The organism is Sphingobium baderi (assembly GCF_001456115.1).
In the GTDB taxonomy this organism is placed as follows: Bacteria; Pseudomonadota; Alphaproteobacteria; order Sphingomonadales; family Sphingomonadaceae; genus Sphingobium; species Sphingobium baderi_A.
Genome location: NZ_CP013265.1, coordinates 189,524 through 212,753 on the forward strand (window position 1 = coordinate 189,524; position 23,230 = coordinate 212,753).

Genomic DNA, 23,230 nt, shown 5'->3' on the forward strand with positions numbered 1-23,230 from the left:
GGGCCTCCCCTCCCCGCGCGGGTCGCGCGCGGGGAGGGGAGGCTTGCGGGAACGGGATTTAGGGGCGGTCACATCGACCTCAATAGACCGTTTTCACGCGCAGCTCAAAGATCACGCTTGATCGTGATGCAAACAGGCGCAATAACAAAACCCATAAGTATACATACGCATTGCCCGGAGAGGAGGCGCGGCCGAATGGTCGCGGCTCAAGCCTGAACCAAGGGAACCGGATGAATGACAGAAATCGCTCTCGTAACTGGCGGCACACGCGGCATCGGCGCCGCCATCGCTGTCGCGCTCAAGGCACAAGGATGGGAGGTCGCCAGCATCTACCATGGCAATGACAAGGCGGCCGGGCAGTTCAGTCGGGAGACGGGGATCTCGGTCTTCCGCTGGGACGTCGCGGATGAGGGCGCTTGCCGGGAGGGCGTTGCTGCGGTGGAAGCCAAACTTGGCCCGATCTCGGTGCTCGTCAACAATGCCGGCATCACGCGGGACGGCATGTTCCATCGCATGAGCTGGACCCAATGGCGCGAGGTGCTGGCGACCAATCTCGACTCGATGTTCGCCATGACGCGCGCCGTGATCGAGGGCATGCGTGAGCGCGGGTTCGGGCGCATCATCAATATCTCCTCGATTAATGGCCAGAAGGGCCAAATCGGACAAGTCAATTATTCGGCGGCCAAGGCCGGCGTCATTGGTTTTACGAAGGCGCTCGCCCAGGAAAACGCCGCCTGCGGCATTACGGTCAACGCCGTCTGCCCCGGCTATGTCGACACCGAGATGGTGGCGGCGGTCCGGGAAGAGGTCCGCGCCGCGATCATCGCGGGTATCCCGGTCGGGCGGCTCGGCGCGCCACAGGAAGTCGCCGATGCAGTTTCCTACCTGGCGTCGCCCAGGGCAGGCTTTTGCACCGGCTCCGTGCTCACCCTCAACGGAGGGCAATATATCGCCAACGGATAGGCGATCGGGAGGGCGCCGCTCCGTCTAAGTGGCATCACGTATATCGCACCGCAGCATAAGCGACCGAAACTGCTCCAACAGGTTCCGTTACAAAAGGAATAGCCTCATGACTTATCCCTTCGATCAGATCAGTTCGCTCGGCAAAGCCAATGGACAATTCGCCGCGACGCTCGCGCAGGTCGCGCGCGAAAGCGGTGAGACCTATGTGAAAGTCAGCGGCAAGGCGGCGTCCACGATCTTCGATCAGTTCAAGGAGTTCAAGCCGGGAACCAGCGCCCCTGCGTTCAAGAGCGGGGAGTTGACGGGCCTTCTTGGCGAAATCGAGAAGCGCCATGAGGAAGCATCGGCACGGATCAGGTCCGCGTTCGAAGACTGGCAGGGTGCGGTAAAGGACGCATTCTCGCAGGCGTCCCAAGGCCAGCAGGCTTTCACGGAGAAACTGACTGTCTGGTTCCAGCCCGTAGTCAAGACGCCGGCGGCGCCGGACAAGGCCGCCGAGGAACCCGCTTCCACGCCGCGGACGACGGCAAAACCCAAAGACACAGCCTGAGGGTCGCCACTCAGGGCCATCGGCTCCCGCGTCCGTGGCGCGGGGGCCGATCATATTTGTTATCGAAACGGGGACGACGCGACAGGGTATGAGTGCTCCAGCGAAATTGAAGGACCACCGGCCTGGATTGACGCAAGCCGCGATCGTCCTGGCCATGCCGCTCCTTCTGGCCGGTTGTTCCTTCGCACCCGCGCATGTCCAGCCCGCGCAACCGGTTCCGCAGGACTATCCCGGTGCGACATCGGGCGGCGCATCGATCGCTCGCATCGGGTGGCGCGATTTCTTCCGCGAGGACCATCTGCGCGCGCTGATCGCGACGGCGCTCGACAATAATCGCGACATCCAGATTGCCGCTGCCCGCATCGCAGAAGCGCGCGCCGCCTGGCGGATCGAGGGATCCGCGCTCTACCCCGAGCTCAATGCCGTGGGGACGGGCACGCGCGGGCGCTCGATCATCAATCTGCCGGGTCTCGGCAGCCAGAGCCTGGATGTCAAACAGGTCAGCGCGCAGCTCAGCGCCGGCTGGGAGATCGATTTCTGGGGGCGTCTGCGCAATCTGCGGGACGCGGCACGAAACCAGTATCTTGCGACGGAAGAGGCGCGCCGCGCGCTCGCCACCGATCTCATCGCCCAGGTGGCCAACGGCTATCTGCTCGAGCGCGAGTATGAGGAGCGGGTCGCGATCGCCGAGCAGACGATTGCGACCCGTGCGGAATCGCTACGGATCCTGCGCCGGCGCTACGAGGTGGGCTCAGGCTCGAAGCTCGAAATGACCCAGGCCCAGACTCTGCTCGCCCAGGCGCAGACGGTGCTGCAGAGCCTCGAACAGGATCGTGCGATCAATCGCAATGCGCTGGCCCTGCTTGTCGGCCAGCCGGTCGAGATCCCGCCGGGTCCGCTCGGGCTCGCGCAGGCCGCGCCACAGATCGATCTGCCGACGGGCCTGCCTTCCGATCTGATCGCCAATCGCCCCGATATTATCGCGGCCGAGTACCGCCTGCGCGCCGCCAATGCCAATATCGGCGCGGCGCGTGCGGCGTTCTTCCCCAACATTACGCTGACGGGGGCTTTCGGAACGGCGAGCCCCGACCTTGACGGACTCTTCGGCGACGGCAGCCGGGCGTGGAGCTTCACGCCGACGATCACGCAACCGCTCTTCAACGGCGGTCGGCTGGCGGCCAATCTCGACGTCATGAAGGCCAGGCAGGTCGGGGCAGTCGCGGAGTATGAAAAGACCGTCCAGGGCGCGTTCAGGGATGTGTCCGATGCGCTGGTACGGCGGCGCCAGCTGGCACTGCAGATCGAGACGACCCGCACCGTGCTCGAAGCGCTGCGCGAGCGGGCGCGGCTGGCGCAACTTCGGTTCGACCATGGCCGCTCAGCCTATCTCGAGGTCCTCGATGCGCAGCGGGATCTTTTCGATACCGAGCAGGCGCTGGTGCAGCTGCGCCGTGCTCATCTCGCCAGCGCCATCGCCCTTTATGCCGCCCTGGGCGGCGGCTTTGTCGGTGATCCGGGTTTTGACCCAGGCATCTCCGGCAATCCCATGTCAGGAGAACAACAACGATGAAGACGTCCCAGAAGACATGGCTGATCCGGGGCGGCATCGCTGTGACGCTGGTCGCGATCTTGTACCTTGCCTGGCGCTTGCTGGCGCCCGGTGCGCTTCCCGAGGGTATCGTCAGCGGCAATGGCCGGATCGAGGCGGTGGAAATCGATGTTTCTGCCAAGTCGCCCGGCAGGATACGCGACATCGTCGCCGATGAGGGCGCGTTCGTGAAGGCGGGCCAGGTGGTCGCCCATATGGATATCGATGTCCTGAGCGCCCAGAAAGCGGAGGCCGAGGCGCAGCTCGCCCAGGCGCAAAATGCCATACTGATCGCCGAAAGCCAGGTTGCGCAGCGGCAAAGCGAGCGTGCGGCGGCATTTTCCGGCGTGCGGCAGCGCGAGGCGGAACTCAATGCGGCGCGCAAGCGGCTCGGGCGTTCCGAGACACTCGCGCGCGAAGGGGCGACCGCGGTTCAGGAGCGCGATGACGATCAGGCCCAGGTAGAAGGCGCCACCGCAGCGGTGGAGGCTGCCAAAGCGCAACTTGCCGCTGTCGATTCCGCCATCGGCACGGCGCGAAGCCAGGTCATCGGCGCCCGGTCCAATGTCGATGCCGCGCGCGCGACCATCCAGCGTATCGAGGCCGATATTCGCGACAGCGACCTGCGCGCTCCCCGCAGCGGCCGCATCCAGTACCGGGTCGCTCAGCCCGGCGAGGTGGTCGCCGGCGGTGGCCGGGTGATGAACCTCGTCGACCTGGCGGACGTCTACATGACCTTCTTCCTGCCCGAAACCGTCGCGGGACGCGTCCGTATCGGCAGCGAAGTGCGCCTCGTGCTCGACGCCGCGCCGCAATATGTGATCCCGGCGACAATCAGCTTCGTGGCCGATGTTGCCCAGTTCACGCCCAAGACGGTCGAGACGCAGAGCGAGCGCCAGAAGCTGATGTTCCGGGTACGGGCCAGGATCGACCCGAAACTGCTAGAGCGCCATATCGCCATGGTGAAAACGGGCCTTCCCGGCATGGCCTATGTGCGCATCGATTCCGACACCCCCTGGCCCGAGAACCTGGCCAATGTGGTGAAGGAGTAGACCGGTGGCCCGCCCCCAGCCCCCCGAGGGGCCACCGGTCGTCCGCCTTGCCGGAGTGCGCCTGCACTCCGGCAAGGCGGAAGCGCTTCGGGGCATCGACCTCGACATCGTCGCGGGCCGCATGGTCGGTCTTATCGGTCCCGATGGCGTCGGAAAATCGAGCCTCCTTTCCCTCATAGCGGGTGCGCGCGCTGTTCAGGAGGGCGAGGTCCACGTGCTGGGTGGCGCCATGACCGACCGGCGCCATCGCGAGGCTGTTTGCCCGCGTATCGCCTACATGCCCCAGGGGCTCGGCCGGAACCTCTATCCGACGCTGTCGGTGGAAGAGAATCTCCAGTTTTTCGCGCGGCTTTTCGGCCATGGCGCGGCTGAACGGCGTCGCCGGATCGATGCTTTGACGCGCAGCACGGGCCTGTATTCCTTCCTTTCGCGGCCGGCGGGGAAGTTGTCCGGGGGCATGAAGCAGAAGCTCGGCCTGTGCTGCGCGCTCATCCACGATCCCGATCTGCTGATCCTGGACGAGCCGACCACAGGCGTCGATCCGCTGGCGCGCGCGCAATTCTGGGATCTGATTGCGCGGATCCGCAGCGAGCGTCCCGGCATGAGCGTCATCGTCGCGACCGCCTATATGGACGAGGCCGAGCGCTTCGACTGGCTGGTTGCGATGGATGACGGCGCACTGCTTGCGACCGGCACGCCGGCTGAGATTCTCGAGCGCACAGGCGCGCATCATCTCGAGGCCGCCTTCGCCGAACTGCTGCCTGAAGAAAGGAAGCGCGGCCATAAGGCGGTGGTAATACCTCCGCTCGATGTGGATGAAGACGACATCGCCATCGAGGCGAAGGATCTCACGATGCGTTTCGGCGATTTCGTCGCCGTCGACCATGTGAGTTTTCGAATCCGCCGGGGCGAGATTTTCGGCTTTCTGGGTTCCAACGGCTGCGGCAAATCGACCACCATGAAGATGCTGACCGGCCTGCTGTCCGCGAGCGAAGGCCAAGCCTGGTTGTTCGGTAAGAAGGTCGATGCGGCCGATATCGAGACCCGCAGGCGCGTTGGATATATGAGCCAGGCTTTCTCGCTTTATGGCGAACTGACCGTCCGACAGAATCTTGAGCTGCACGCGCGACTGTTCCACGTGCCGATCGAGGATATTCCTGGCCGGGTCACCGAAATGGCCGACCGCTTCAGTCTTGAAGCGGTGATGGACGAACTGCCCGAGCAGCTGCCACTCGGCATCCGCCAGCGTCTGAGCCTCGCTGTCGCCATGGTCCACAAGCCCGAGCTTCTGATTCTCGATGAGCCGACCTCGGGCGTCGATCCGGTCGCACGCGACGCCTTCTGGAATTTGCTGGCCGAACTGTCACGCCGGGACAAGGTGACGATCTTCATCTCGACCCACTTCATGAACGAAGCAGAGCGGTGCGACCGGATGTCCATGATGCATGCCGGGCGGGTCCTTGACAGCGATGCCCCTGCGGCACTGGTCGAAAAGCGGGGGGCAGCGTCACTGGAGGAAGCATTCATCGGCTATCTGGTGGAGGCGGGCGGCGATGGCGAGGCAGAGGTCAGTGAGCTTCCTGTCGTGGAGGCTGAACAAATCCACGAAGCCGATGGGAGGCGTCGCCGCTTCAGCGTGCAACGCATGCTGAGCTATGTCTGGCGGGAGACGCTCGAATTGCGACGCGATCCCTTGCGCGGAACCCTCGCGATTGCGGGCTCGGTGATCCTGCTGCTGGTGATGGGCTTTGGCATCAGCCTGGACGTGGACAATCTTCGTTATGCAGTGCTGGACCGCGACCAGAGCAGCATCAGCCAGCGCTATCAGCTCGATATTTCCGGCTCCCCCTATTTCCTCGAGCAGCCGCCCATCACCGATTATGACGATCTCGACCGGCGGATGAAAAGCGGCGATCTCGCGCTCGCCATCGAGATCCCGCCCGGCTTCGGGCGCGACCTGCTGCGCGGCGAGCGCGTCGCGGTCGCCGCCTGGTTCGACGGCGCGATGCCGATGCGGGGCGAGACCGTGCAGGGCTATGTCCAGGGCCTCCACCAGCACTGGCTCGCCGATCAGATGCGCATGGCCGGGATCGGCGCCACGGGCGGCTCGATCGCGGTGGAAAACCGCTTTCGCTACAATCCCGACGTCAAAAGCCTGCCCGCGATGGTACCGGCGGTCATTCCCCTGCTTCTGCTGATGCTGCCGGCGATGCTCGCGGCGCTGGCGGTCGTGCGCGAGAAGGAGACCGGCGCGATCATCAACCTTTATGTGACGCCGGTGACGCGCGCGGAATTTCTTCTGGGCAAGCAGTTGCCCTATGTCGCGCTCGCCATGATCAATTTTATCGTCATGGTGCTCGTGTCGGCCCTGCTCTTCGACGTATCGCCCAACGGAAGCATCGCCGCGATGCTGGTCGCCGGGCTGCTCTTCTCGCTGATCGCGACCGGAATGGGATTGCTCGCCTCTGCTGTAACGCGAACCCAGGTAGCGGCGATGTTCCTGGCCATGGTCGGCACGCTGATCCCGGCGATCACTTATGGCGGGATGATCGATCCCGTGTCCTCGCTTGAGGGAATGGGACGGTTGATCGGCGAGACCTATCCCGCAAGCCACATGTTCACCATCACGCGCGGCGTGTTCAACAAGGCATTGGGATTTAGCGATCTCGTCAATTCCTTCTGGCCGCTTGTGATCACGGTGCCGGTGATCGTCGGCCTGGCGATCAAGCTCCTCAAGAAGCAGGAAAGCTGACATGCGCCAGAAGCTTTCGAACATCTATCGCCTAGGCGTGAAGGAACTGTGGAGCCTGTGGCGCGATCCGATGATGCTTGTGCTGATCGTGTTCACTTTCACCTTCTCGGTCTACACGGCCGCGTCCTCCATGCCCGAGACACTGCACAAGGCCTCGCTCGCGGTTGTCGATGAAGACAGCTCACCACTTTCGCAGCGAATCGTGTCGGCCTTCTATCCGCCCCAATTTACCCCGCCGGTCATGATCGCGCCCGCGCAGATCGATCCTGGCATGGACGAAGGCACCTACACCTTTGTTCTGCACATCCCGTCGGGGTTCCAGCGCGACGTGCTGGCCGGCCGTCCCGCCGAGGTCCAGCTCAACACCGACGCGACGCGCATGTCACAGGCCTTCACCGGGAGCGGCTATATTCAGCAGATCGTCCTTGGCGAAGCGAATGAATTCGTACAGCGCTATCGTGGCAATGCTGGTCTACCGGTCGATCTGGAATTGCGCGCCCGGTTCAATCCGACGCTGAACAAGAGCTGGTTCGGCGGCCTCTCCCAGATCATCAACCAGATCACCCTGCTGTCGATCGTCCTGACGGGCGCTGCGCTGATCCGCGAGCGCGAGCGCGGCACGATCGAACATCTGCTGGTCATGCCGGTGACCCCCTTCGAGATTATGATGAGCAAGGTCTGGTCCATGGGGATCGTCGTTCTTCTGGCCGCGTTCCTGTCCCTCAATCTGGTCGTGCGGGGCGCGCTCGGCGTTCCGGTTGCGGGATCGATGACGTTATTTTTCATTGGCGCGGCACTGACATTGTTCGCGACGACCTCGCTCGGCATCTTCATGGCGACGCTCGCACGCAATATGCCCCAGTTCGGCATGCTCGCTGTGCTGGCGCTGCTGCCGCTCCAGATGCTTTCGGGGGGCACGACGCCGCGCGAAAGCATGCCGCAGATCGTCCAGGACGTCATGCTGGCAGCACCGACGACTCATTTTGTCGAACTGGGCCAGGCGATCCTGTTCCGCGGCGCCGGCTTCGACGTGGTCTGGCCCCAGTTTCTGGCGGTAACGGTCATAGGCGCACTGTTTTTCGCGATCGCATTGGGCCGGTTTCGCAAGACCATCGCATCGATGGCGTAGATTACGGGAGAGCCTCCAATGACACGCAAAAAGATGCGCTGGGAGGAGGGTAATGGAGATGACCGGGCCTTAACAGGCAGATGTTCGAGGGTCATATCATGCCGGGCCAGCCTCAATCTCGGATCTTCGAACTTGTCACAAGAATTGGCCGCCGGGTCTGAGTGCGGCGGATGCACGCAGACAAAGGTATAAACGTCACATAACCCGATCTGAAGCAACGCGGCAGTTGATGCCCCGAGCCCGCAATTGAGTTATCTGCTACGATCGGCATTCATCAAGGCGTCGGCTATGGCCTGTCTGTCGTGCTCGACGGAGCGGTCAGTCATCAATCGACCAAATGGGAAATCGCGTATCGCTCCTGTTGATCGCAACAACGGCGTCTGACGCTCAGGGTTGAATCGCGTAGACAACCTGTACGCGCACCTGCGTTTCGATCGCGCGAGGTTTCAGTCCGATCGCAACAGGCGGGGGAGGCGGAGGCGGGGGCGGCGCGCTGACCTGCTGTGCCGTAACCACGATGTCGTCATATGGGCCCGGGCCGTTGAAGCTTAGATTTGAGACGCTGAGGACGCCGCCCAGTTTGACCCCGGATGCGCGCGCAATGGTTTCCGCCTGCAGCTCGGCTTCGGCCAGCGCCTCCGTGACCCCGCGCCGCCGTATCTCCTTGTCTTGGGGTCCGGTGAGAGGATGGACAAAAACGTACGCTCTCATGACTGCCATCTGCGTTACAAGGCGAGTTTACGCGTCCGCTGGCCTTTGGGCTAGCGGTGAATTTGGCATGGCCGGAGTGCCGCGGGCTCCTGATCGACGACGATTGATCACGCTCTCATCCGCGGATTGATTACCGCAATACCCGTTTCCGTCGCTGGACCTTCCTCACTCTAAGCACGGGCATCGGACTTGCCTGCCCCAACGTACACCGAGGATTGCCCATCACAGTCGGGCGCCCGCGACACACCGGCCATGCCTATGTCGCCAAAGGCCAGAGCCGAAGCTCTACCCCTGGCGGGTCAGACCGCCACCACCGGTTGCACGCGACGGGCGATGTCCCAGGCGAAACCCACAAGTTCACGGGCGATCGCCGTGTTGACCTTGGGTTGCGGCTTGCCTGTCGCCGAGAGGCGGCGGAACCGCTGGCATAGCCGCACCTGAGCCTTCCAACCGATCGCCTGAATATCTTCGGGAAGATCCGCAACGCGATCCCGGTAACGTCGCTCTTCGCGGGCAGGAAGTCGATAGGTCCATCCCGCCTCGACCAGAATGGTGCGGGCATGAGCGTTTCCGGCGCGCGTGATCCGGCCACGCTGAACTCGCGCGCCACTCGAATATTCCGACGGGACCAGCCCGAGGTAAGCCATCAACTGCTTGGGGTTCTGAAACCTCGTCAAGTCGCCGACCTCCGCGACCAGGGTTGCCGCGACAATCAGGCGAACACCGCGAAGGGCCTGCAAACTGCGAACCAGCGGTGCGAACCGCCAGCCATCGACCGCTTCGACGAGCGCCGCCTCGAGGCGTGCAGTTCGTGCCTGCGCCTCCAGGACACGACGCTTGGCCTCCTCGAAAGCCAGTTGCTGATGCGCGAAATCGAAACGTTGCTCCGACAGCCAGCGCCAGTAGGTTTTGGTCCATGCCGACTTTCCGGAAAATCTGCGATCATGGCGAAGCAGGAAGCTGCGCACCGATTGCTTGGCAGCCGAAGTGTCTTCCTGCGCCGACCGCCGCGCACGGATGAGATCGCGGATTGCCTCATGAGCTTCATCCGGCACCCAGATCGGGGCCAGCTCTCCGGCGCGGAGCAGGCGCGCCAGCGTCATTGCATCGCGCCGATCGGTCTTGATCTGGTCACCAGGACGTCTCGGCATCATTGAGGGGGAAATGACAATGCAGGGTTGCCCCTGTCGGGTCAGAAGGCGCTGCAGGCCGTAGCCGCAAGGTCCCGCCTCGTAACAAAAATCAAGGGTGATGCCAGGTCCAGCCAGACGCTTGACCATACCGCGTACGGCATCGTCTTCATTCGGGATCGTGCCATGAAAGCGAACCTCGCCGCCGCGTTCGCCCTCCGCCACGGCCACCGCGATCGTCTCCTTGTGCACGTCCAGCCCGATGTACTTCAATCTCTTTGCCATCGATCATCTCCGTTGCTGACCCTCCGCAGGTGAAGCATCGCAGATCAAAGCCCTCATGGCTCAGGCAGTCATTGGGTCTAAGGCTGGCGCCATGTTGGTTGGATGCGCAAGGGTCTGAACCGATCACGGGGTTTGTCGATTTCGCTCCAGAGATAGTCGCCGGTGAGGCCAATATGCTCCCAGCCCAGGGGGCGACATGGGTAACCAACTCGTCTGGCACCTCGATGCCGTTATTACGCAGATGACGAATGGCGCGATCGAGATAGACGGTGTTCCATAACGTCACGGCTGCGGTAGCGAGGGTCAGGCCGGATGCCCGATGTCGCTGGTTCTCGAAGGTGCGGTCGCGCAGCTCGCCGAGACGGTTGAAGAAAATCGCGCGGGCGAGCGCGTTGCGTGCCTCGCCCTTGTTGAGAATGCTGCCGGTGCGGCGGCGCTGTTCGGGATCATCGAACCAGTCGAGCATGAACAGGGTGCGCTCGATCCGCCCGATCTCCCGCAAGGCGCGCGCGACGGGGTTCTGGCGCGGATAGCCGGAGAGCTTGCGCAGCATGGCCGAGGCGCTGACAGTGCCAGCGCGGATTGAAGCTGCGAGACGCAAGGTTTCGTCCCAATTCTCTTCGATGGCGCGAACATTGATCGGACCGGCGACAAGTGCGCGAAGGGTCGGCCAGGGGTCGAGCGGTGATAGGCCGTAAAGGCGGCGCTCGTTGAGATCGCGGATACGCGGGGCGAAGCGGAAACCGAGCAGATGGCAAAGCCCGAACACATGATCGACGGCGCCGGCGGTGTCCGTCGCGTGCTCCCGGATCACCAGTTCGCTTTCATGATCCAGCAAGCCATCGAGAACGTGGGCGGCCTCTCCGGCATTGGCGGCGATGACCTTGGTGTGGAACGGCGTGAATCGGTCGGTCACATGGGTGTAGAACAGCACGCCGGGTTCCGAACCGTAGCGGGCATTATGATCGGCCCGCGCTTCCCCGCGCCCGCCTGCCCGGAAGAACTGTCCATCAGACGACGATGTATCGCCTGGCCCCCATACGCTCGCCAACGGATGCGCGGTGTGGCAATCGACGATCGCCGCCAGCGCCGAGAGATAGGTTTCGTCGCGCACATGCCATTCCGCCGTCCAGCGCAGGCGCGCCAGGGTCAGCCCGCGTGAGCTTTCCGCCATGCGGCCCAGCCCAAGATTGGTTGCATCGGCCAAGATCGCCGCCATCAGCGCGGATTGATCTGAGGCCGGCGCTCCGCTTCGGGCATGGACGAAGTGATCGGAGAAGCCGGACCAAGCCGCCACCTCGACCAGCAGATCGGTGATCCGCACGCGCGGCAGCATCGCGTAGAGTCTGGCCTTCAATGTCTCGGCATCGTCGGATACGATGCGGCGGAAGGGAGAAATCAGCAGTTGCCCGCGCTCAATGGTGACATCGGTCAACTCATCTGCCTCCGCCGCCCGCTCGACCTCGCTCATGCGCTTGGTCTGCAGTGTCCGCCGTTCGTCGATCCATGCCGTAAAGTCGGGCACCACGGCCAGATTGAGAGTGTTGTCCGCGCGCATGTTCTCGAACGCTGGCACGGGTAGGAGATAGTCGTCGAGCGTCCGGTAGGCCCGGCTGCCGTCCACCCAGATACTGCCTGAGCCGATGCGCTCGCGCAGATGGACGATCACCGCTATCTCATAGGCCCGCCGGTCGATCGTTCCTCCCTCCGACTGCACGACCTTGCGCCAGCGCGGCTTGATGAAGCTCGTCGGAACCTGCTTCGGGAGGACCGAACGGCCATCACGATACATTTTCTTCAGCGTCTCGACGGCCGAGAGCAGCGGGTCGCCTGCACGCGACGCGCGAAAGGTGAACGCGGCGAGGAAGGTCGGCGCGAACTTGCGGGCAGCGGGGTAGCGCTCCACCACTTCCTCAAGGCCGTCGTCGCCTGCCCGGGTGAGATCCTCCGCGTAGCGGACGCTGCGCACGAGTTCATCCCACCCCATACGATCCTCGATCGCCGCGAAGGCATCGCCCCCATCGGCATAGGCGTTGAGCAGTAGGCGGCCGAGCTGAACGTGAACGCGCGCGGTGTCCTTTAGCAGCTTTGCCTGCCCCAGTAATCGATCCGATCGGGTGCGATCGGCGCGGCGGAACAGCGATCCCACCATCTTTTCGACCATGACAAGTGCGGCGTCGGTCAACGCTGCTTCCATTTCGATGGCGAATGCCGTGAGCATCGCAAGGCGTCGAGACCGTTCGAGACGGCGAAGGTGCTGGGCGGTGACGATGCCGGCGGTTCGCGCGATCACGGCATAGCGTGCGGCATGGATGCGGCGGGCGCGGTCCGCCGTGATCCCGATGGCCCTCACCGTGTCAAGCCTAGCGACAAGGGCTTTCAGGTTCGATGCCGAGGGAGATTCCGACCAGTCGCGTATCCAGCCAAGCGGGGTGCGGCCGTGATCGTCAGAGGTGACAAGCTGCTCCAATGCAGCTTCTTGTTCGGCCGAACAGTCGCGGATCAGACCGATATTGGCGGCTTTGCGCGCTTGCGTTCGGGCGATGAGAGCGAGACGTTCGAGTGTCGATGCAGCAGGCAGGACGATACGGTCAAGCCGAAGCCGGTCCACCATGCCTGCAACGATCGTTTCGCCGCGATCGGTCGATGCGGCGATCTCCAGCCCCAAGGAGAGCATGGTCCTCACGTCCGCCCTGCTGAAAGGGCGCAGGCCCAGCCATACCTCGATTTCCGCGCGATGTTCGCGAAGTGTCGTGGCGCGGGCGGCATAGGCTGGAAAATCATCAGGGTGGCACCCGCAATGTTCGCACAGCAAAGCGAGCATGGCGATGGCCGGCACTTCACTGGGAAGCAGGCCACGGCCCGGATGGCGCATATAGCAAATCTGGACAGCGTAGCCGATGCGGTTCGCTCCGCCCCGGCGCTTCATCACCTGTGTCAGGTCATCGGGGCCGAGAGTGTAAATCCGCTCGATCGTCTCGCGGTCGGTCGGGGGATCGAAGATCGCCATGCGCTGCGCGGGCGACAATATGGTCTTGGGCGACATCGACATCCTGTTGACGTGTCACGAAACAGGAAAGCGCGCCTGTTCACGGAGCATAGACTGAAAGACGGATTATGTTACATAACAGGAGGAAGTTGACGGGCAACACCGCCATGTCACGCAATCGGACGTATATGTGACTACGCAGATCGGTTATGCACGGGTGTCCAAAGCGGATGGCAGCCAGGTCCATGATCTCCAGCGCGATGCGCTAATCGCGGCCGGCATCGATCCCGACCACATTTATGAGGACGCTGCTTCTGGCCGGCTCGACAAGAGACCGGGGCTGGACGCCTGTCTGAAAGCGCTACGCCGCGACGACACGCTCGTGATCTGGAAGCTAGACCGGCTCGGCCGCGATCTGCGTCACCTCGTCAACACAGTCGGCGACCTGACCAGGCGTGGCATCGGCCTCAAGGTGCTGGCGGGTGAAGGCGCGTCGATCGACACCACCACTGCTAATGGTCGGCTGATCTTCGCGATTTTCGCCGGCCTTGCCGAGTTCGAGCGTGAGCTGATCGTCGAGCGTACCCGTGCCGGCCTCGTCTCAGCCCGCGTGCGCGGGCGGCATGGGGGACGCCCTTTTAAAATGACGCCCGCCAAGCTGCGCCTCGCCCAAGCCGCGATGGGGAAGCCAGAGACAAAAGTCGCCGAATTATGCGCCGAGTTGGGCATCACCCGGCAGACACTCTACCGACATGTCACGCCGAAAGGGGAAATCCGGGCGGACGGACAGAAGCTTCTCGCTCGAAAGGCGCGATCACTGGATAAGTCATGACGATTTTGAACAATCTCGCCTTCATCTTTATTGGAGGGGAGCATCAGGTCCTGCATCTCGCTCCAGTCGCTGCCGAACTCAGCCTGAGTCATCCGGATATCACAGTCTGCTGCATTTGCGCCGACGATCGTACTGCCGCCGCCCTGGGCGCGGTGGGCGCGGCGATGAAAGCCAGCGCGATGACCGTGACGCAGATCGCCTGGCCTTGGGCAGGCAGAATCGCAGCGCGCGTGACGGGCATCCGCTCGGCGGCGAAAGGCCCCTTGCTGGCGCGGATCCGATGGCTAGCCCGCAATTCTGAGGCCATCATCGTCCCGGAGCGAACCTCGGCTGCCTTGCGGTGGCTGGGATGGCGGCGTCCACTGGTGCATTTCCGCCACGGCGCCGGTGATCGCGCGCCATCTTCCGAAGCGAGGCTGAAAGCCTTCGACGCCATTTTCGTGCCCGGACAGAAGGACATCGAGCGAGCCGTCGCGCAGGGCCTGGACCGGAAGCGGCTCTCGGCCATTGGCTATGTGAAGATGGACTATCTGCAGGCCTTGCCAGCTGGGCCACGATTGTTCGATAATCATCGCCCGACCGTCTTGTACAATCCCCATTTCGATCCCGCGCTATCTTCGATCGGCATCGCTCGCGATGTCATCGCCCGCTTCCGCGAACAGGAGCGATATAACCTAGTCTTCGCTCCCCACGTCCGCGCGTTCGAGAACCTGGATCGGGCAGCACGGGCGCAATGGCTTGAACTTGCCGTGCCGGGGCACATCGCCGTCGATCTGGATTCTCCCCGGCTCTTCGACATGACCTATTCGAGGTCGGCCGACCTCTATCTGGGCGACATGTCGAGCCAGCTTTACGAATTTATCGCCACGCCTCGACCGGTCGCTTTCATCAATGCCCATGACGTAAGCTGGCAGGACGATCCACGCTATGCCGGTTGGCATCTGGGAGAGGTCGCATCAGGTGCCGACGATGTTCTCGCCGCAGTCGATCGGGCGTTCGAACGGCATTCCAGCATGATCCAGAGGCAGACAGAGGCGGTGGCGTTCGCGTTCGGCCGTTACGATGGCGCGATCAAACGGGCTTCACACTTACTGCTCCACACCCTGAAAGCGCTCTGAACAAGCGTTAGACCCAATGACCGTCATTCGCCTCGCGCTTCGAGGCAGGTGGGGCGTAAGCTCAGCTTGTCAGGAAGGAGAATGACAATGTCGATCAGCAAGTTTGTCGGCCTCGATGTCCATAAAGAGACGATTGCAGTTGCGCTCGCCGATGACGGTCGGGCTGGAGAAATCCGGTTCTACGGGACCATACCCAACACGCAGGATTCGATCCGGCGTCTGGTGGCCCGACTGAGCAGCCCAGATGTCGCGCTGCATTTTTGTTATGAAGCAGGCGGCTGTGGCTACGGAATTCATCGTCAGTTAGTGGATCTGGGGGCTGAATGTGTCCGGCGTCAGCGCCCATGGCACAGATTAGGGGTTGAGATTTAAGGAGGGTTTGGGCTTCGTCGTAGTGACGAAGGAACGAAGATGAAGCCCAAACCCTCCTTGCGAAAATCGCCAGCAAAGGCCTCTGCCGAAGCCGTGGTGAAAGACATTCGCCGACAGACGCGGCGGCATTTCTCGGCCGAGGACAAGATCCGCATCGTGCTCGATGGATTGCGCGGCGAGGACAGCATCGCCGAGCTGTGTCGGCGTGAAGGCATCGCCCAGATTCGCCTGCCACCAACCGATCGCACGATCAGCCGGCCCAGCTCCGGGCTTCTATACTCTTTCTCCAGATGAGCGGCGTCTGGCGGAGTGGTCAATTCTGCCCTGAGTTGCTCCAACTGACCGAGCCGCATGGCGGCAGCGCTTCGTACATCGCTTTCCGCTTGCGGAAGGCCATCATACAGGACCTCAAGCAGCCTCCGCAAGAACGGCGCCATCAGATGGCTGCCGCTGTTTGAATTGGTCAGAAGGACTGCCCCGACGCCAGCGTCAGGAACGAAGATCACATCTGTCTGGTAGCCCGGCATGCCGCCGCCATGATGGAAGACGGGCACCCCCCAACTGGTATCTTCAACCAGGCCCAGCCCGTACCGGCTATTCCTGCCGATCGGCACGCCAGGTTTTCGGCGTTCAAGCATGTTTGCTCTGGAAAAGAGCTGTTTCCCCTCTGGTGAGGCACCAGACAGAAGCTCGTTCCTAACATAGAGGGCCATGTCGTGCGCGGACGACCAGGCGCCGCCCGCTGGTCGATAAGGTTCAATCAAATATTCAAATGCGGGGTCGGCCGGAACTGTTGATCCATCAAAGTTCTCTCCGTGCGGCGAAGCATGATTCCCAGACAGGGCAATATCGGTCGAGAATATCGTATCTGCCATCCCCAGAGGCCTGAAGATTTTGTCCCGCATCGCACGATCGTAGGCGAGTCCGATCTCGTCATCGGGATAGAGCACATGCCCTGCGACGTAACCTGCAGCCGCTGCCAGCGTATTGCTGTATTGAAAAGTTGAGCCGAATCCACTGGTGGGGTTGGTTGTCGCCAGTTCGCTGAACACGATTGATGCTGGTGTTTCGCGTGAGCGGCCGAAGGTCCATTCGAAATCTCGCCTCGGAAGGCCGGTGCATGCGCAAACCAGCTGCCTGATGAGCACCTTGGAAGTGAGGTCACGATCTCCCAACCTAAAGGCTGGATATGCACTGGTGACCGGCTGATCCCACGACAGACGCCCCTCATCGACGAGCTTGGCGAGAAGTAATGTCGTCATGCCCTTCGTATTGGAAGCCGCGAGGAACCGGGTATGCGTGTCGACCGGCTCCGATCGACCAACCTCGCGGACGCCGAGACCGCCTTCATAGACGATTTTTTCATCTTGGATCAGAGCCAGACCGACACCAGGGATCTCGAACTGCTTCATGGAGTCGGCCACAAACGCCTTGATGATCCGCACGCGATCGGCGTCCAGCTTGTGGGCATGCCGCCCGGTGAAGCTCTCCCTGACATAGCCAGCGGGCTGCAGCGTGTCCCAGACCAAGCCAAAGGCCGCACCTCGCCGCTCCGCAACATCCTCCGCGGCGTTTTGGATCAGCACGATCCACCGGCCCTTGCTCAAGTGGGGTGCGGCCACAACGACGGTATGGAGCGATGGGGGAACTTGATAGTCGATAATGGCACTTGCGTCCCAACCATCTCGCCCGGCGCGATCCGAAACAAGGCGAACCGGCCAAGGTTGACTGGGACCGAGCACCTTCCAGGCTGCTGCAGCTGCAGCAGCAGCGTTCGCCTGTGCGCCCACTTCGACAATGGCGATGAAGTTAGTCCGCTCGGCCGGGCGAAGAATGGTTACGCGCTTACGCCTCTCAACACTCCACCCTTCAGGTTCGCTGTACTGGGCGATTGGGGGAGCCCGTTTCTCCGCCACGGCAGTCTTCTGATCCCCTGCGCCAAAATCAGCTGACTTCTCTTGCGCCAGTGCACTCCAAGGGAATGACGGAATAGTGCAGGCCACTAACGCGACCGCGAATACGGCCCAGATGTGTTTCATTGCGCGAAAACCTCATTCGACGGTATGCCGCCGAACTAGGCCATGATGGAAGAATTGTCCTCCAAAAGCGGTTGCACAGAAACGGGGCGGCGGCCGACCGGCAGTTATAGCCATGTCCCCACCCAGAAAGACGACAGGCAGCTATCTGCTTCGTGCGCCCCCTAAGCCGTCAGTCAAAAATCGGCCAATCCTGGCCATTAGCAGGGCCATGCCCCCACCAGTTGCGTGTTGCAGGCGGGCCGTTCATTGAGGGGGCCCATCGCAGAGCGACGGGTCCAATCAGCGATTCCAACAAATGTTGTGCAGAGCAGGATCAGCGCTGCGCGAGGTTGAAGGCTCCACGCTGATCCTGCCTTCCCGTAGCGTTGCTTGCCCGAGGCAAACCCCAGTCACTATGCAACGTAGAGTCAGCCTCGCGTGCAACGCAGAGTCAGTTATGATGCCCCCGCCACACAATGTACGTGTTGTGTTTTTCCTATGTTCCCTTCCCGTTCTAATTTGCGGTATGGGGGGCAATGTCCTGCGCTCCTGCCATACCTGCATCAACCCCGATTCCGCTCCGAGATCTCCCGCGTCCCGTGCAACTAAAGGTTGTCGGGGCTGCCGGCGCGGGCTTTCCCAGCCCCGCACAGGACTGGGAGGAATCAGCGATTAACCTCGTCGACCTCCTCCGCCTCGATCGTGCTGCCAGCTTTGTGTTCCGTGTCAGCGGACAATCTATGCTCGATGCCGGTTTGTTCGATTCCGATGTGCTTGTGGTCGATCGCGACGCGAAGCCGGTAAACGGCCGCATAGTCATCGCTGTGGTGGATGGCGGATTTGTCGTCCGCCAACTTTGCGTTCGTAATGGCATCCCGACGCTCGAGGCGCGGAACAGCCGCATGCATTATGATCCGGTCGTCGCGGATGAGAGCGTCGAGGTGTGGGGCGTGGTGCGTGCCAGCGTCCGCAACCTTCAGGCCTGATCCGTCATGAGCTGGGCGATCGTCGACATCGAGAATTTCTATTGCTCGGCCGAGCGGGTCTTCGATCCAACGCTGCGCAATGTGCCGCTGATAGTGTTATCGAATGGGGATGGCTGCGCCATCGCAAGATCAGCTGAAGCCAAGGCTCTTCACATTTCCATGGGGGCACCCATGTTCAAGATACGCGACATCGTGAAGCGTCATGGCGTACAATATCGATCGAGTTCCTATGAACTCTACTCGGACATGAACCGTCGTTTCAATATGGTTCTGTCCGAGTTTAGCGATACCGTCGAGATATATTCAATCGATGAGTCGTTCTTTCGCTTGCCACTTCTACCTTCTGGCCTTGGCGATGTTGAGCAAGCTCAGCGCATCCGCGCAACCATTAAACAGCATGTCGGCCTCCCAACCCGGATCGGACTTGGCCCGACACGGACGCTGAGCAAAGTCGCCAATGCTCTGGCGAAGGCGTCAGAGAAGGTATGGAACGGTGTCATCGACCTTCACGACGAGGGCCTTCGCCGGCGCATGTTCGCCGAATGGCCGGTCGAGGAAGTATGGGGCATCGGCAAAGCCATGGCGAAGCGCCTGCACCCATTAGGCATCCGCACAACAGCCGATCTTGCAGCGATGCCCCCCGATGTTGCCCGCGACGTCGGTACTGTCGTGCTCGAGCGCCTGGTGCGAGAGTTGAACGGCGTGGAGTGCAGCGACTTCCAGCCAGAGCCTGAAGCACTGAAGTCCACTGCGGTCACGCGGACGTTCGGAGATCCGGTCCGCGATCGTGAGGTGCTGCGCGAAGCGATGGTAAGACGGGCAGTACGCGCAGCCGAAAAGATCCGCGCTCAGAAACTTCAGGCTTGCAGGTTGATTGCGTTCGCGCACGGCAGCCGGTTCAAGCCTAATGCTCCATCGGCGTCTAAAGTCGCCCGAATGTCACCCTCGACAAACGATCCTCGCGTGATCGCCGGCACCGCGGCGCGCATGGCCGAAGCAATGTTTGAGCAGGGCGCGGTCTACAGTAAGTGCGGCGTCATGCTAGAAGGGTTGGAGCCGGAGTCCGGCGCACAGCAGGATCTCTTTGCCTCACCTGATCCACGCTCACCAGCCTTGCTGGCCGCGCTCGACGGTATCAATGACAGATTCGGCCGCAATACGCTGCGCCTCGCATCTGAAGGTATGGGCGCCAAGTCATACGATACCAAGCGCACCTTCAAAAGCCCGTCATGGACGACGCGCATCGACCAAGTGCCAGTTGCTCGCTAAAGGCGGCGCGACGCCAGTGATCTGCGAGAACGCTTAACTCATTGCGGAGCGAGCCAGATCAGGACCATCGTAAGCGATGCACAGAACAGGGACAGCCAGATGGCAATCTGGCTGTAGATGTGCAGCGCTACCCCAATCCAGGAATATCGACGCCGTAAGATAGCTCCGCTGCCAACTGCAATAAAGAAAGCAGCGGTGACCGGCGGCGTGATGGAAGGGGAGCGTTGCAGCGTCGCCTCCACTAGCGGAAGTAGGCCCAGCGCTGACACGATTAGCCAAGAGAATCCAAGCGTGCAGTAGCATACTGGATCATTGATCACTTCTGAGGAAGTGGTGTCAGGCTTCAAGGTTGCCAATTTTGCGCCTTTGTGAGATTCATGGCTTGAAGGAACAGGCCATGAGTATGATCGATCTAAATCTATATAGTGCGACCTCAAGCCGTGAAGAGGGGCCATTGATCACTTATGATCTAAGTGCCCATGATCGTGTGATTGAACCCTACGCGGACGAAGAGGGGAATGAAACCCTTGGTGGTCAAATCGGTTATGCAATTGCATATCTACTCATGGTCGCATTTATTATTTTCGGATTTGTATTTAGATAACTATTCTCTCAGTTTTGGGTCGTTGAAAAATCCCTTGTCCAAATCTTGATTGACAGAGGTTTGGACAGCGGCCCCTTTACCGACATAGCCTTGGCGCAAGACGCGCTTCGCTTCCCCGATAGCCTCCACTTCCTGCCTACCAGCCTCGATCTTTGCGCCCACATCCCCAGGCACGGCGGGGCCCGATAGGGTCGGTACGCTTCCAAGACCGTGCGGTTGGTAATGAGCACGAACGTCACTAGCATCCGGGATTTCTGAAGCAGGATCGACCTCATTCAGCGGCGATGCAACTATCTGCGGACCGACCGTTTCCCAAATGGCCTGACTGCGCTCGTCCAGGAAGCGCGAGATCATTGCGTCTCTGACTTGCCGCTCCTGTGCGGTGAAAGTCGTTTGGTGCAACTCAGGAGCAATCCCTGGAGGCATGCGGCCAGCTTCCTGACGATACCATTGCGCAAGTTCCTGACTTAGGTTCTCGCTGAATTGCATATTATGACTCTCAGCATAGCTGATATCATTGGAAAGCTGCTCGGCCAACTCATTGAGATGACGCATTCTGTTATCATGAGAATATGCGTCAGTTAGTGAATCTTCGCTTGCTACATAGCGGCTATTAGACATGGACGAGCGTGCAAACGAGCCGCCGCGATTATAGGAACCATCGGTCGCGCTATAGTTTTCTCCGTTTGCGTGATCGTTGCGAATGCCGTCACTAGACTGAGAGGAGTCTTCGCTTGTTACTGCTCTGCCCGAGGCATGTTTCAAATCCCAGGTTTGATTAGCAGTCCAGGTTTTCGATCCACTGACTCCAGGGAGAGAGTCCGCAACCTTACCAAGAATACCCTTCTTACCGCGGCCTGCGGCTGCGCCCGTGCCTGCACTGTCGCTTTGGGCTGCGCCCTGACCCTTGCGACCACCGTTACCTCCAAGGCCCGCATTAAAGCCACCACTTACGCCGTCAATTTCCTGAGAGCCACGAGCATAGCTGTTATCAACCCGCAGCGTATCTGAGACACCCGATCGAGTTTCAATTCCATCGTGAACAGCATGAGATGTACGATCGGACAATTCATGGTTCGTACCAGATTGAGTGCCACTTGCACTTTCGGAACCTCGCGTGGTTTCCGCAGAAGTATTTGTGCCGGACCTGTTTGAATGGGCCGCAGTTACTGTGTGTCCGTAGCTTTCTTCCTCGCTCTGAGCTGCGCGACGAACGGCACTAAGTTGCTCACGCATTTCAGCAACGCGGGTACTGTTCATGGTCGCACCGAACGCCAACTTCGACATCGCCCCCGACGTATCAGTGACGATCGACCCGTCAGCTTGGTAGGTCTCAGTCGCACCATTGGCCATGCGGTTCGTGAACGACGACGCGCCCGTCGAAAACGTAGGCGCGTCAGACCACTGATTGCTCTGACGCATGTTCGACGTCAGGTTCGCGAAGCTCGTATTCCCGTAGGAATAATTGCCGGTAGTCTGCTCGACGGCCGCTGCTTCGGCCGCGTTCTGCGCCGGCGCAAGGATCGAGGTCGCCTGCCCAGAAATGCTCATGGCACCGCGAGCCAGACCCGCAGCAATGAAGGGTACGCTCATAAGCATGAAACCCGCGATCGTCGCAGTCTCGGCATTCACCGCGCCGATCCCGGCGTAGCTGGATAGCGTGAGCCCGCCCGCGGAGACCGCGTTTGAAGCGCTCTCCGCCCGCGTCATGCAGATCATATGAAGGATGACGTAAAGCGGACCCCAGGCAGCGAGGTAGAAGAACCCCGTCACATAACCCTTGAGCGCCTGTACCCCGGTCTGGGGCATCAGAAACAGCGGAAAGATCACCGGGAACATGGCGTAGAAGACAACAGTCAGCACGATATTGAGGATCGGCACCCACGACATCGCCTGCTGGGCAATCGAGTTGTATGTGTTGCGCGCCTGAATGTCGGCGCGGGTTGTCGCAAAGGCGTCCATCGAGGCGCCGCCGGTGCTCCCGCCCATAGCGTCGCGGGCCTGCATGAAGGCATTGATGGCGCTATTCTGCCGCATCGACGAGGTATAGTCGCTGGATGACCCGGTGAAGGTCTGGTTCACGATCGGGACGTCTTGCCGCAGCTTCGCAGCCGCAGCCGTCTCACTGAGGTTCGTGTAGGTCTGACGGCCCCAAAGCGGCGTCGACGCATCGATGATGGTGTTCCACTGCCCTGTCAGCGCCTGATAGGCGGCCTGACAGGTGATGATGGTATTGCTTACGGAGCCACCACCGTCGCGCTCAAGCCAAACCTGCGACCTGGCCGGAGATCCGGGGCCGATGGACGCCCAGAGGTCGGTGCTGCTTGCGAGATCCGTAAGGGATTTGAAATTCAGGAGCACATCGCCGAACACGCAATTCTTGTAATGGTTCTGCAGGTTAGTCGCGAACTCGGCATCACGGATCTGGAAGTTGCGAGTCGCGTCAAACAGGCGCGATCCGTAGATCATGCCGTTGTTGGAATAATTGAGCTGGCTCGGCATCGTGAAGACGGTCTCGGCCGTCCGGGTCAGCCAATCGCCCACTTGGCTGGAGAAACTGGCGATCACGCCAAGTCCAAGCGGCACGTTGGCGACCGTAGCGGGGGCGAGGGAAGGGTTGATCCGGTCCGTCACTTTGACGTCGACGGTCGGAACCATCAGGCAGGAATAGATCAGCGTCGAGCCAAGGAACCAGTTCATCCAAACGCGGAAATTCAGCGTGAACGCCACGGAGAGCAGGGCATAGATAAGGCCAATTACCATGACGACCTTGATGAGCGATCCATAGCCGCCGCCACCTGTCCAAGCCGCCACGGCATTGAACGTGTTGACGATGTACTCCCCGCCACCAATCGTGAAGACCTCGACCATGCCTGTTTCCT

Annotated in this window: 16 protein-coding genes and 3 pseudogenes; 13 read left to right on the forward strand and 6 right to left on the reverse strand. The window is 61.3% G+C overall.

Going from position 1 to position 23,230, the window contains the following annotated elements; translation table 11 throughout:
• Positions 1-234: 234 nt before the first annotated feature.
• The 6 genes from phbB (at position 235) to ATN00_RS21095 (ending at position 8,034) form a co-directional block, all read left to right on the forward strand.
• Positions 235-963, forward strand: a complete 729-nt coding sequence (phbB, locus tag ATN00_RS21070; RefSeq protein WP_062069295.1) for an acetoacetyl-CoA reductase — start codon at positions 235-237, stop codon at positions 961-963.
• 106 nt (positions 964-1,069) lie between these two features.
• Positions 1,070-1,513 (forward strand): hypothetical protein, encoded by a 444-nt coding sequence (locus ATN00_RS21075; protein ID WP_062069297.1) that lies wholly within the window; start codon positions 1,070-1,072, stop codon positions 1,511-1,513.
• An 88-nt stretch (positions 1,514-1,601) separates the two neighbouring features.
• Complete coding sequence (locus ATN00_RS21080; RefSeq protein ID WP_143560116.1) at positions 1,602-3,083, forward strand: efflux transporter outer membrane subunit; 1,482 nt, start codon at positions 1,602-1,604, stop codon at positions 3,081-3,083.
• Complete coding sequence (locus ATN00_RS21085; RefSeq protein WP_062069299.1) at positions 3,080-4,153, forward strand: HlyD family secretion protein; 1,074 nt, start codon at positions 3,080-3,082, stop codon at positions 4,151-4,153. The genes ATN00_RS21080 and ATN00_RS21085 overlap by 4 nt, the downstream gene beginning before the upstream one ends.
• Before the next feature lie 4 nt (positions 4,154-4,157).
• The gene (gene rbbA, locus ATN00_RS21090; RefSeq protein ID WP_062069301.1) at positions 4,158-6,905 is read left to right on the forward strand and encodes a ribosome-associated ATPase/putative transporter RbbA; all 2,748 of its coding nucleotides are present in this window, start codon (positions 4,158-4,160) and stop codon (positions 6,903-6,905) included.
• A 1-nt stretch (position 6,906) separates the two neighbouring features.
• Positions 6,907-8,034 carry an ABC transporter permease gene (locus ATN00_RS21095; protein ID WP_062069303.1) on the forward strand — a complete coding sequence of 376 codons (1,128 nt, stop codon included), beginning with the start codon at positions 6,907-6,909 and terminating at the stop codon, positions 8,032-8,034.
• A gap of 387 nt (positions 8,035-8,421) precedes the next feature.
• Here the strand turns inward: ATN00_RS21095 and ATN00_RS21100 are convergent, their stop codons facing one another.
• The 3 genes and pseudogenes from ATN00_RS21100 to ATN00_RS21110 form a co-directional block, all read right to left on the reverse strand.
• Positions 8,422-8,745 (reverse strand): SIMPL domain-containing protein, encoded by a 324-nt coding sequence (locus tag ATN00_RS21100; RefSeq protein ID WP_062069305.1) that lies wholly within the window; start codon positions 8,743-8,745, stop codon positions 8,422-8,424.
• A gap of 299 nt (positions 8,746-9,044) precedes the next feature.
• Positions 9,045-10,160, reverse strand: a complete 1,116-nt coding sequence (locus tag ATN00_RS21105) for an IS110 family RNA-guided transposase (protein ID WP_062069307.1) — start codon at positions 10,158-10,160, stop codon at positions 9,045-9,047.
• A 77-nt stretch (positions 10,161-10,237) separates the two neighbouring features.
• Positions 10,238-13,206, reverse strand: a pseudogene (locus ATN00_RS21110) (Tn3 family transposase).
• Positions 13,207-13,339: 133 nt separating this feature from the next.
• On the opposite strand from ATN00_RS21110, the gene ATN00_RS21115 reads away from it, so the two are divergent.
• The 4 genes and pseudogenes from ATN00_RS21115 to ATN00_RS23815 form a co-directional block, all read left to right on the forward strand.
• Positions 13,340-13,981 (forward strand): recombinase family protein, encoded by a 642-nt coding sequence (locus ATN00_RS21115; protein WP_021317591.1) that lies wholly within the window; start codon positions 13,340-13,342, stop codon positions 13,979-13,981.
• Complete coding sequence (locus ATN00_RS21120; protein WP_062069309.1) at positions 13,978-15,099, forward strand: hypothetical protein; 1,122 nt, start codon at positions 13,978-13,980, stop codon at positions 15,097-15,099. The genes ATN00_RS21115 and ATN00_RS21120 overlap by 4 nt, the downstream gene beginning before the upstream one ends.
• Before the next feature lie 87 nt (positions 15,100-15,186).
• On the forward strand, positions 15,187-15,471 hold the full coding sequence (locus ATN00_RS23520) for an IS110 family transposase (protein WP_062069312.1): 285 nt from the start codon (positions 15,187-15,189) through the stop codon (positions 15,469-15,471).
• Positions 15,472-15,510: 39 nt separating this feature from the next.
• Positions 15,511-15,690 (forward strand): annotated as a pseudogene (locus ATN00_RS23815) (transposase); the annotation flags it as partial.
• A gap of 233 nt (positions 15,691-15,923) precedes the next feature.
• Here ATN00_RS23815 and ATN00_RS24250 read toward each other — a convergent pair.
• Positions 15,924-17,510: pseudogene (locus ATN00_RS24250) on the reverse strand (serine hydrolase domain-containing protein); the annotation flags it as partial.
• A 515-nt stretch (positions 17,511-18,025) separates the two neighbouring features.
• Between ATN00_RS24250 and ATN00_RS21135 the strand changes: the two are divergent.
• Both ATN00_RS21135 and ATN00_RS21140 read left to right on the forward strand, forming a co-directional pair.
• Positions 18,026-18,475 (forward strand): LexA family protein, encoded by a 450-nt coding sequence (locus ATN00_RS21135; RefSeq protein ID WP_082635356.1) that lies wholly within the window; start codon positions 18,026-18,028, stop codon positions 18,473-18,475.
• Positions 18,476-18,481: 6 nt separating this feature from the next.
• Positions 18,482-19,744, forward strand: a complete 1,263-nt coding sequence (locus ATN00_RS21140) for a Y-family DNA polymerase (RefSeq protein ID WP_062069318.1) — start codon at positions 18,482-18,484, stop codon at positions 19,742-19,744.
• 38 nt (positions 19,745-19,782) lie between these two features.
• On the opposite strand, the gene ATN00_RS23110 is transcribed toward ATN00_RS21140, so the two are convergent.
• The gene (locus ATN00_RS23110) at positions 19,783-20,100 is read right to left on the reverse strand and encodes a hypothetical protein (protein WP_231746501.1); all 318 of its coding nucleotides are present in this window, start codon (positions 20,098-20,100) and stop codon (positions 19,783-19,785) included.
• 41 nt (positions 20,101-20,141) lie between these two features.
• Between ATN00_RS23110 and ATN00_RS21145 the strand changes: the two genes are divergently transcribed.
• Positions 20,142-20,348: a hypothetical protein gene (locus ATN00_RS21145; protein WP_062069321.1), complete on the forward strand. Its 207-nt coding sequence runs from the start codon at positions 20,142-20,144 to the stop codon at positions 20,346-20,348.
• Here ATN00_RS21145 and ATN00_RS21150 read toward each other — a convergent pair whose 3' ends face one another.
• Positions 20,349-23,219, reverse strand: a complete 2,871-nt coding sequence (locus tag ATN00_RS21150) for a conjugal transfer protein TraG N-terminal domain-containing protein (RefSeq protein WP_062069324.1) — start codon at positions 23,217-23,219, stop codon at positions 20,349-20,351.
• Between the last annotated feature and the right edge of the window lie 11 nt (positions 23,220-23,230).